This window comes from Sphingobium indicum BiD32, assembly GCF_000382885.1.
GTDB classification, from domain to species: Bacteria; Pseudomonadota; Alphaproteobacteria; order Sphingomonadales; family Sphingomonadaceae; genus Sphingobium; species Sphingobium japonicum_C.
Genome location: NZ_CAVK010000162.1, coordinates 1 through 9,520 on the forward strand (window position 1 = coordinate 1; position 9,520 = coordinate 9,520).

Below are 9,520 nucleotides of genomic sequence, written 5' to 3' on the forward strand. Positions count from 1 at the left end.
AAATCCGTTACAAGTCCACCCCGGCGCTGCTCACGGTCAGGTTCGAGCGCAGCACGGGCTGGAGCACGATCTCGCGGTCACGGGTCGAAGCGATGAGGAAGAGCACGATTACGAGGGCGCCGAGAAGCAGCGTGGCGAGCGCAAGGAGGTTGCGCTGTCTGAGCACCCGCTGGCCCTGAGCATGGCTGTAGCCGAGCTCCATGTCAGCCTGCCATCAACCGAAGGTAGGAGGGTGGTGTCGCCCGGAGCCCCAGGAAGCCTGCCGGCAGATACCAGTAGGCCAGATGGATCAGCCAGGAGGCCGCGCGCCCGGACTTCGCCTTTCTCAACCCCCACCAGCCAGCAAACGCCAGAAATAGACCGATAAGGATATGCTGGGTCAGGACGCCCCACGCGAACGGAATGACCATCGCGAGGAACTCGTCCAGCGTCCAGAGCCCGATTAACTCGGGATCATCCAGATGCGCCGGAATGACGTAAGTGTCGGCCGCCATACACCACCCCCCTGTTGGCCGGCCCGTCACTCAAGACGGATGCCGGCAACCCGTGTTTGAGTGTCAGATCGTTGCGGTGACGGTGGAGGTGACGATCGGAATACCCGTTCCGGCGCCGACTCCCACGCCGACCGGGATCGCCACCTGGCCGAGACTAAAGCGGCCGGAGGCGAGACCGACGATGCCGCCCGCGAGCGACAGCACGGTGATGATCTTGCCGCCTGACCCTTCCAGAAAATCGGTGAACTTGGTCAAAGCGGTGTTGAAGGTCGTGTCAGCACCGGCATGGGCGGTCCCCGCCCAGAGCAGCGTCACGAGCACCAGGGCGAGCAGAAGCACGATAAGCTCAGCCTGGCCTGATTTCTTGATTGAGGTCATATCGATCCCTTTCGAGGCATTGGGAGAAGCGTGTTCGCCGCGCCCTTTTTGGAGAGTTGCGAGGATCGAGCATCGCCAACAGGATCGATTGTCGTTGGAGTGGATTTTCTTCTGACTTTGCGATGAATCATTAATACTGTCCCGATATACCGGACAGGGGTTAGGTGTGAGCGGGACAAGCCGGTGAGCTTTTTGGGACAACCTGTCCGGGATTTAGGGACACGCGCGAATCGGGTAATCTGCTCTGGAACGAGTCGCTCTGTCGGGAAGGCCTGCAGCTTGGCTAACACCGTCGCAGAAGCGTCCATTTCGGAGAGAAGCTGACGATGCCGGGCAGTTCTCGCAGCTATGCGCTCGATATATCGGCGGAGCTTTTCAAGCTGACCACCGAGAGCATAAGGCTGCATTCAAATGAGACTCTGCGCTACCAGACGCTTGCGCAGCTTTTGACGCAGCGCATCAGTAACCCGGCGGTAGCTGACAACCTCAATCCCGCAGAATTGCGTGAGTATCTCGATGTTTTACCAACACGCGGCAGCATTCGCATCCATCTCAATATCTCCCGAACCAGCGCCCAGTCACTGGTGGAAATCAAGAAGCGGCTCTCCCGCGAAATTGGGAATACCCTGACCGTCAGCGATGCGGTTGCTCTCTTGATCTATGATTATCTGGTTGAGCACAGCGCCACACGCGTTCTTCCGAAACTTGGTCTAGCTGATCCAGGCAGCGCCGTTCCGCCGAAAAAATGATCCACCCTCCCTAGGCATAGGTTGTCGCATACCGATGCCATTGCCGGCCATGTCGCGCGGCCTCACTGCACCTTGCAAGAATCAGCAATCTATGATTTCGTTAAGCAGTTCTCACGGCGCGGCGAGGGGACCACGCATGTCCTCGATGGACGAACCGGATCAAGCGGCAATTCACACCAAGCCGGTCAACAGCCGGAATGGTTATGTCGAACTCATCCTTCGCATCAGGCGGAGTCAAAGGGTCAGCCTGCGCGCGCTCGCGGATCGTACCGATATTGGAAAATCGCGGCTCGGGCTCCTGTTACACAGGGATGCGTCTCGACGCCCGCCCATAAGCTTCGATGAACTAAAGGTGCTGTTCGTCGCGCTCGACATAGACGTGTTCGAAGCGGTCATTTGCGTCGAGGCCTTCGGCGACATCGACGTGCTCGAATCTCCACGCCACCGTGCCGTTATGGCGTTGCTGCGAGTAGTATTCCGCTACCTTCCGGTCGAACTCGTGGCCGCACTAGAGGCACTCGATCATATTGACGATTCCGACGTGCGTCCGGAATGGGCCACGGGTCTCCAACGCGCAGTCGTCAGGAGACTGGTGAACGAGATTACACGAATTGCTGCTGAGCGGGCGATTGGTTGGGACCGGGATATCTAAGACTTTTAGAAGACCTGGATATCTGCTGCACGCACTCGTTCAACCGGTACCGACTGGCGCGGGACTGGGTCAGAGAATGTTCTCGACGCGGCAATCCGATGCGAGTTTGTCAGGCGTGCCCATTTATCCAGTACGTTTCGGACGTAACTCTGCGTTTCCGCGATCGCTGGAAGGCGCCCTCCCTTCACGCGCCCGGGGCCGGCATTGTAGGCGGCAAGCGCAAGATGTACGTGCCCGAAACTATCGAGTTGCGCACGCAAGTAACGTGCACCACCGCTAAGATTCTGAAGTGGATTGAAGCGATCTACGCCGAGTCCGGCGGCTGTGCCGGGCATAAGCTGTGCAAACCCAAAAGCTTGCTTCGGCGATACTGCGTTGGCATTATAAGCGCTCTCGTTGAGCACTAACGCATCAAACAGGCTGACAGGTATCCCGGCCTCACAAGCCGCCGCGCTCATCGCATTGTAGGCGGAGCGGCGGCGAGTTTCGATATGAAGAGGCAGGAAGCCCGATGGGCGGTACGGCACCGCCATGCAGTCTGCGACGAAGACACCGGGGGCCGGCGGCGCGGACAGCATCGGCGTGCGCATCCATCCCGGCACCGCAATATCCGAATAGGGGGAGAGGGGCACTCGTTTGTACTCGCGGTCCGCCAGTTCCGAACCGGGCGCAATGGAGCTAAAGGTGTCGCGCATCGCTTCTCCCACCTTGTCCCGAGCCAGATCGATCAAGCGAAACCCGGAAGCGCTATGCGGCTTCGGAACAGTGCCGCCCTGGTCAGCCGGTTTCTGCGACGCTGGAGTGGGCATGAGGAATATTTTGACAGAGCGTATTGGCTTTCCTTCGTCCGCGTGTGCGGGCGCGAAAAGCGTGAGAGCGATAAGTGCAAATCCCAACCTATGGAGTCCTCGCATTAGATCCGTCCTTATCTGCGGCGTGCTAGAGACATTGCTCGTGTCTGTGTCCGCGCTGTCAATCCCGGCGCGTGCTGCCGGTGAGGCGGGCTCAGCATCAGCGATTGCCGTCACCTGCACGATCACCCTCGCGAAATGGGGCGTTCGAACACCAGAGCACCGTTCCAACGCCCCGCCCGGCGTCCCGCATCTCTGATATCCTCGTGTGGGGGCAACGAAAATCGCGTGAAACGAAAGCTCGCCTCCCTCCCCCAAAATGATGAGATCAATCCTAGTCTTGAGGTTGATTGCTATGGTGTTTCATCGGCGATCGACGCTTCACCAATGACGTACAGCGCACCCGTCGCTTTGAACCATATGGCCACCCGGTTTGCCGCATCGAAATCGCGGGCGACGTCGGGGAGTTTCGCATCGGTCCAATGCTTGTCGACATATTGGATAAGCGCAGTAAGTGCTGCGGTTTCGTCCTCATGAAACGAGGCAGAATCGCTGTCCTCACGGGCGATAAACAGCATGACTACGCTCATCTCCGTATTCCATGCAGACGGATCGATGAGTAGCGTGGCAAGAGATATTGATCTTCCCTGCTCAGCAGATGAAGAAGAGGATGTCGAAGAGTCGCATCACGTTGGTCGGCGGCATGTTCTTGCCCGTCGTGGTGCCTCACTGGCCCATCACCAGCTTCCCGACTGCCGAAACCCTTAACGTCGATGTCATCGTACAACGTGTCGGCCCGGGATCGGGCGGGCACGTCATCTCGGCCCAAGCCGCGAAGAACGACCATATCCGTGTTCACGGGCCGCAGGGTCGCCTCAGTATTCGGCTGATTGAAGGTCAGAAATGGCATGGGGTGCTATTCTTGATCGAATTCAACCTATGAGACGGTAGCCGAACTGATGATATCTCCGCCCCAGAGCGGCCAGACATTGATCTGCATAGCCCGTGCCACGGAAATCTCAGGACGCGCGTGATGCTCTCGCGGCCCGAGCGCCTTCAGCTAACGCTTGAGCGATGACAGAAAGCGATCGATCTCGGTATGGTCCGCACCTCGTGGCAAGGCATCGCGCGCTTGGGACCAGAGCTCCGCAGTGGCATGCGCAAGCGGTGAAGCAAGGCCCATCGCGTCGGCCAGATCGGCTGCGACCGCTAGATCCTTGGCCATCAGTGCCAATGAGAATCCACCTGCATAGCTACCAGAAAGCACAAATGGCTTGATCTTGTTTTCCGTGCTGTTGTTGCGCCCGGTCGACAGGTTGAGGATGTCCACCATCTGGCCGGGGTCGAGCCCGAACTGCTGGCCGACCCGAAGCGCCTCGCACGCCGCGGTCAATCCCGCAGCAGACATGAAGTTGTTCAGGGCTTTCATGGCGTGGCCGGAGCCGAGCGGCCCGGTTGCAAAGATAACGCTGCCCAGTGTCGCCAGGATCGGTTCGACACGTGCGACATGCTGCGTCTCACCGCCAGCCATGATCGTCAATGTGCCCGTCGTGGCGCGCTGCACTCCACCAGAGACGGGGGCGTCGATCATCGTAAGGCCGCGTTGTGCGAGGCGTTGGCCGATCATGCGGGTGGAGGTAGGCGCAGAAGACGACATGTCGATGAGCACGGCATCAGCCAGACTGTCTGCGAGAGGCTCCGCATCTTCAAGGACGACCGATTGGACGATCGCCGAGTTGGGCAGCATGGTGATGACTGCCGTCGCGCCGTTCGTCGTCGCCCCCGGCGATTTGCAGGCGGTACCGCCGGCGGCTGCCAGCCGCGACAGCATTGCACCAGACACGTCAAATCCGCGTACTCGATAGCCGGCCTCGAGCAAGCGTGTCGCCATCGGTAGACCCATGGCGCCGAGGCCTATAAACCCGATTGTGGCCGGCGCAGCGATCGGTACAGGTACCTGATCACTCATCGGTCGTCACGCCAGCTTCGTCCAGGACCGACGCAGCGATGCGAAAGCTTTCGAGTGCCGCAGGCAATCCCACATAAATCGCAGTCTGCAAGAGAATCTCTTTGATCTCCTGAACGGTCAACCCATTGTTCAGCGCACCGCGAACATGGATCTTGAGTTCATGCGGGCGATTCAGCGCTGTAATCATCGCAAGGTTGATCATGCTTCGTGATTTGCGATCGAGGCCGGGACGCGACCAGATTTCACCCCAGCAATACTCGGTCGCGAGCTTCTGGATGTCCATGGTAAACCCAGTGGCAGCGTCCAGCGACTGATTGACATATGCTTCGCCAAGCACGGACTGGCGAACGATGAGCCCTTTTTCGAATTGCTCACCCGCATTTTTGAAGTGGTCTGTCAAACTGCCAATCTCCACATGATATTTCTGCGAAACCTAATATTCCGCACGGCGCAGGACCCCATTCGCGGGCGGGTCCAAGAGGTGGCGGGCTCAATAAGGGTCGGCACCTAACCTTCGACAGGTGCGTGGTGGCCGCCCTCAGGATTTTCTGGTCAGGCGATGCCGACAATGTGGGCTGATTGGCAATAACAATACAGTCGTGGAAAATGAGCGTCTCGGCACGAGAGGGACACCGACGATGAACGCACCCCGACTGTTTCAACCCCTCGACGTGGGCGGGCTGGTGCTGGCCAACCGCATCGTCATTGCTCCGATGTGCCAGTATTCGGCCGTGGATGGCTGCATGACCGACTGGCACATCATCCACCTTGGCCATCTGGCGCTGTCCGGTGCCGCGCTGCTTACTATTGAAGCAACTGCCGTCGTACCCGAAGGTCGGATCAGCTACGCCGACGTCGGCCTATGGGATGACGCCTGTGAACAGGCTATGGCCCGCGTCCTTGCCGCCATCCGTGCCCACTCGCCGATGCCGATTGCCATCCAACTCGCTCACGCTGGCCGGAAGGCATCAACGAACCCGCCATGGCTCGGCGGGGCCCAGCTTGCTCCTGATGCACAAGGCGGATGGCAGACGGTTTCCCCTTCATCGCTGGGCTTCGCCGCTACGGACAATGCGCCAATGGCTCTCGATGAAGCTGGTCTTGTAAGGGTCCGCGATGCATTCTCGGCCGCAGCCCGCCGCGCGGCACGCATCGGCCTCGACGCCATACAGGTCCACTGCGCGCATGGTTATCTGTTGCACGAATTTTTGTCGCCGCTCTCCAATCAGCGGACGGATCGCTATGGGGGCAGTCTCGAAAACCGGATGCGGTTTCCACTCGAGGTGTTCGCCGCCGTTCGTGAGGCCTTCCCGGCCGACCGTCCGGTGACGGTCCGCCTGTCGGGGACAGACTGGGTCAATGGCGGCTGGGACGTCGAGCAGACGGTCGCCTTCTCCCGCCTGCTCGAAGCACACGGGTGTGCGGCGATTCATGTGTCGAGCGGCGGCCTCGATCCGCGCCAGCAGATACTCATCGGGCCGAGCTATCAGGTCCCGCTTGCCCGAGCGGTCAGATCAGCCGTTGGAATTCCGGTTGTGGCGGTCGGTCTCATCACCAGCTTCGAGCAGGCGGAATCTATCGTCGCCACCGGCGATGCCGATCTGGTCGCGCTGGCTCGCACCATCCTCTATGATCCGCGTTGGCCGTGGCACGCCGCCGCACACCTGGGCGCGAGCGTGCATGCTCCCAAGCCCTACTTGCGTGCCCAACCACAACAGTATCGTCACCTGTTCGATGTTTCCCAAGTGGCCGGGCGTTGTGATGCCCGATAACGTCACGCGCCTGATCTGCTCCTGTCGGGGGTTGTATTCCGATAGCCGATGCACTCGCGGCAAGTGCGTCGGCTGTAACAAAGCACTGTATCACGCTCGGGACGACTACGTCCCGATCCAGGCGGTCCAGGTCTTGATCGCTTGGCCCGATGGCTCCACTCCGAATGATATGACCGCATCCATAAAATTAGGTTTCGGCACATCTTCCAGCTCAGTCGCTAATCGGCGAGCCTTGTCAAAGCGCTTCCGACTGAGCCTGCATCATGCCCAATTTTCCAAGAGATCACCAATGGCCTCATCGACGATGTAGACGCCGTCGATCCCGGCCATGTACCCGGTGCCGAGGGTAACGGCATCGATGATGTGGCCCTTGCTCATGCCCCAGGCCTTTCCGAGCAGGGCGGCCTCACGGATGCCTTCGCGGAAACCGCGGTTCATGTTGTAGTGGATCAGGATATAGGGGACGATCTGCTTGGGCAGCCCGCCGGTCTTGAGCGCCGCCTCGAACTTCGCCCGGTGGGCCTTCAGGAAGCGCGGGTTCTGCTGGATAAGGAACTTGACCGAGCGCGGCGTGTAGCCGATCGTCCCGGCATACCAGGCGTCGAGTAGATCCACCTCGCCTGGGCCGAAATCGGGATTGTCGAAGTCAAGACCGCTGCGGAATGCCTCAGGATCGGGATCCCAGCCCTCGGGCCATGTCAGCTTGTCCTGCGGATCGGAGTACGACTCCATATAGTCGAACGCCTGATCATACACTTCGCGAAATCCGCTGGGCCCGGAGTGCATGAAGGCCAGAGCGAAGATCTCGTTGACCTGAACTTTCGAGGCGCCAGCGCTGTGCGAGGCCCGCACCTCATGGATAATGCCCTCGACCACCCTGTTGCACGAATACCAATGCAACATGGCGAGTGTCGTGACCGGCAGCGACAGGCGGTTGGTCTCGGGAACCGCATGAAGATACTGCATTTGACGAAGATGGTATTTGAGCATGTCCGGGCGATTGGCCAGCAGGAAGCTGTAGGCCGAAACCGGATACATCAGCTTGCCGTTGCGCGCCCCGATCTTATCCGCCCAAAAACCTCGCTTTTCCTCGAGGGTCGTCTCATCCGGATTGCTCAGATCAAGGCCCTTCGTATACCCAGGCCCAAAATCCACCCGTGCCATCTCATACTCCCCTTCGCTGGTCCCAAGGCCGCAATATGTTGCGAACTTCACAATGGGATTTACATTGTCTGCTTCTACCGGATTTCCCTCCGAATGGGGATTTTTAATCAGGAATCTGGGTGGCGAGAACCTATCGCATGGCAGGTTGGTAATCGCGAATGGAAGCGTATCGGTCGTGGCCGAATGATCAGGATGCTTATCGGCAAATTCGGTGGGTCCTGGGAGGCGGTGTCGATAGCTCCACGTAAGGCTCATCCGTCCTGTTAACAATTGGATGTGCGTCGAAAGCGGTTGATCGCGGCGAAAGGAACGCATCACATTCCGAAGTTCAGCCCAAAAGAGCTACGTTTTAGCTCGCAGTTTATGAGTAAGTTGAAGACAGGAGGCAGCGGTCATTTTGTTCGACTATGGGTAGGGAGCATGAACTAACCCGTTCGCAATCCTCATGCGACGGCGGACGAAGAAGGGAATGTCATGAAATACGTCAACCTCGGCAACTCAGGCCTCAAGGTTTCCCAATTGTGCCTCGGTTGCATGAGCTACGGTAAGGGCCAGATGCATGCTGGTTGGACTCTCAGCGAAGAAGAAAGCATGCCTCTCTTTCGCCTTGCAGTGGAAAAAGGGATAAATTTCTTCGATACAGCTGATGCTTATGCAGAGGGTGCGAGTGAAGTCGTAACAGGCAAAGCGTTGCGTGAGTTTGCTCGTCGTGATGAAATCGTATTGGCTACCAAGTTCCTTTCCCCAACTGGTCCTGGCCAAAATGAGAGGGGTACTTCTCGCAAGCATATCATGGCGGCGATTGACGGTAGCCTCAAGCGGCTTGGGGTCGACCATATCGATTTGTACATCCAGCACGGCTATGATCCGTCCACCCCGCTTGAAGAAACTCTGCGTGCGATGGACGACCTTGTTCGAGCCGGTAAGGTGCTTCATATTGGTGCGTCGAATTACAAGGCATGGCAGTTAGCGAAGGCCATAAAAATTCAGGCGACAAATGGCCTGACGCCTTTCACTTCAATGCAAGTCCAATATAACTTGGTATATCGTGAAGAAGAGCGAGAAATGATTCCGCTCTGTATCGATCAGGGAATCGGCGTGACGGCTTGGTCTGCGCTGGCGCGCGGGTTTCTTGCCGGAAATCGCACACCCGACGGGAACGGCGCAACCCTTCGCGCGAAGTCCGACGCAATGGCGCGGCAGATTTATTTTCACGAAGCCGATTTCGTCGTGCAACGGGAGCTTGCGCAAATCGCGGCTGACCGGGGATTAGGGCCGATGCAGGTGGCGCTGGCGTGGATCCTTGGTCGTCAGGGGCTGACCGCGCCTATAATCGGCGCAACCAAATTGCCGCAGCTTGAGGAAGCATTCGGCGCGCTGGATATCATCCTTACAACGGAGGAGATTGAGCGACTTGAGCAGGCATACACCCCCCGGTCTCCGGCATATTGAAGAGTGTCGCTGACACTAGGGTATCGCTCCGGTGAGGGC

General features: G+C 58.6%; 12 protein-coding genes and 1 pseudogene. 5 read left to right on the forward strand and 8 right to left on the reverse strand.

All coding sequences use genetic code 11. The features are described from left to right. Nucleotides 1-16: 16 nt before the first annotated feature. The 3 genes and pseudogenes from EBBID32_RS16295 to EBBID32_RS16305 form a co-directional block, all read right to left on the reverse strand. Nucleotides 17-202 (reverse strand): annotated as a pseudogene (locus tag EBBID32_RS16295) (TraE/TraK family type IV conjugative transfer system protein); the annotation flags it as partial. Between the two features lies 1 nt (nucleotide 203). After that, nucleotides 204-494 (reverse strand): type IV conjugative transfer system protein TraL, encoded by a 291-nt coding sequence (gene traL, locus EBBID32_RS16300; RefSeq protein ID WP_006960957.1) that lies wholly within the window; start codon nucleotides 492-494, stop codon nucleotides 204-206. Between the two features lie 63 nt (nucleotides 495-557). Next, nucleotides 558-872 (reverse strand): TrbC/VirB2 family protein, encoded by a 315-nt coding sequence (locus tag EBBID32_RS16305; protein WP_006960958.1) that lies wholly within the window; start codon nucleotides 870-872, stop codon nucleotides 558-560. 326 nt (nucleotides 873-1,198) lie between these two features. Here EBBID32_RS16305 and EBBID32_RS16310 point away from each other — a divergent pair, with 326 nt between their 5' ends. Both EBBID32_RS16310 and EBBID32_RS16315 read left to right on the forward strand, forming a co-directional pair. Continuing rightward, on the forward strand, nucleotides 1,199-1,621 hold the full coding sequence (locus tag EBBID32_RS16310; RefSeq protein ID WP_006960959.1) for a hypothetical protein: 423 nt from the start codon (nucleotides 1,199-1,201) through the stop codon (nucleotides 1,619-1,621). Between the two features lie 136 nt (nucleotides 1,622-1,757). After that, complete coding sequence (locus EBBID32_RS16315; protein ID WP_051093366.1) at nucleotides 1,758-2,273, forward strand: hypothetical protein; 516 nt, start codon at nucleotides 1,758-1,760, stop codon at nucleotides 2,271-2,273. A 5-nt stretch (nucleotides 2,274-2,278) separates the two neighbouring features. On the opposite strand, the gene EBBID32_RS16320 is transcribed toward EBBID32_RS16315, so the two are convergent. Both EBBID32_RS16320 and EBBID32_RS16325 read right to left on the reverse strand, forming a co-directional pair. Further along, on the reverse strand, nucleotides 2,279-3,004 hold the full coding sequence (locus EBBID32_RS16320) for a lytic transglycosylase domain-containing protein (protein WP_231382225.1): 726 nt from the start codon (nucleotides 3,002-3,004) through the stop codon (nucleotides 2,279-2,281). Nucleotides 3,005-3,477: 473 nt separating this feature from the next. After that, on the reverse strand, nucleotides 3,478-3,702 hold the full coding sequence (locus tag EBBID32_RS16325; RefSeq protein ID WP_037491301.1) for a hypothetical protein: 225 nt from the start codon (nucleotides 3,700-3,702) through the stop codon (nucleotides 3,478-3,480). A gap of 59 nt (nucleotides 3,703-3,761) precedes the next feature. Between EBBID32_RS16325 and EBBID32_RS23255 the strand changes: the two genes are divergently transcribed. Continuing rightward, nucleotides 3,762-4,067: a hypothetical protein gene (locus EBBID32_RS23255; protein ID WP_196805678.1), complete on the forward strand. Its 306-nt coding sequence runs from the start codon at nucleotides 3,762-3,764 to the stop codon at nucleotides 4,065-4,067. 117 nt (nucleotides 4,068-4,184) lie between these two features. On the opposite strand, the gene EBBID32_RS16335 is transcribed toward EBBID32_RS23255, so the two are convergent. Together EBBID32_RS16335 and EBBID32_RS16340 are read right to left on the reverse strand one after the other, a co-directional pair. Further along, nucleotides 4,185-5,093, reverse strand: coding sequence for an NAD(P)-dependent oxidoreductase (locus tag EBBID32_RS16335; protein WP_051093368.1), 909 nt, complete (start codon nucleotides 5,091-5,093; stop codon nucleotides 4,185-4,187). Further along, complete coding sequence (locus tag EBBID32_RS16340) at nucleotides 5,086-5,493, reverse strand: carboxymuconolactone decarboxylase family protein (protein ID WP_006960983.1); 408 nt, start codon at nucleotides 5,491-5,493, stop codon at nucleotides 5,086-5,088. Before EBBID32_RS16340 ends, EBBID32_RS16335 begins: the two co-directional genes overlap by 8 nt. Nucleotides 5,494-5,731: 238 nt before the next feature. Here EBBID32_RS16340 and EBBID32_RS16345 point away from each other — a divergent pair, with 238 nt between their 5' ends. Then, nucleotides 5,732-6,865, forward strand: coding sequence for an NADH:flavin oxidoreductase/NADH oxidase (locus tag EBBID32_RS16345; RefSeq protein ID WP_006960984.1), 1,134 nt, complete (start codon nucleotides 5,732-5,734; stop codon nucleotides 6,863-6,865). Between the two features lie 261 nt (nucleotides 6,866-7,126). On the opposite strand, the gene EBBID32_RS16350 is transcribed toward EBBID32_RS16345, so the two are convergent. Next, complete coding sequence (locus EBBID32_RS16350; protein WP_037491305.1) at nucleotides 7,127-8,029, reverse strand: hypothetical protein; 903 nt, start codon at nucleotides 8,027-8,029, stop codon at nucleotides 7,127-7,129. 474 nt (nucleotides 8,030-8,503) lie between these two features. Here EBBID32_RS16350 and EBBID32_RS16355 point away from each other — a divergent pair, with 474 nt between their 5' ends. Beyond that, nucleotides 8,504-9,481, forward strand: coding sequence for an aldo/keto reductase (locus EBBID32_RS16355; RefSeq protein WP_037491307.1), 978 nt, complete (start codon nucleotides 8,504-8,506; stop codon nucleotides 9,479-9,481). Nucleotides 9,482-9,520: the final 39 nt, after the last annotated feature.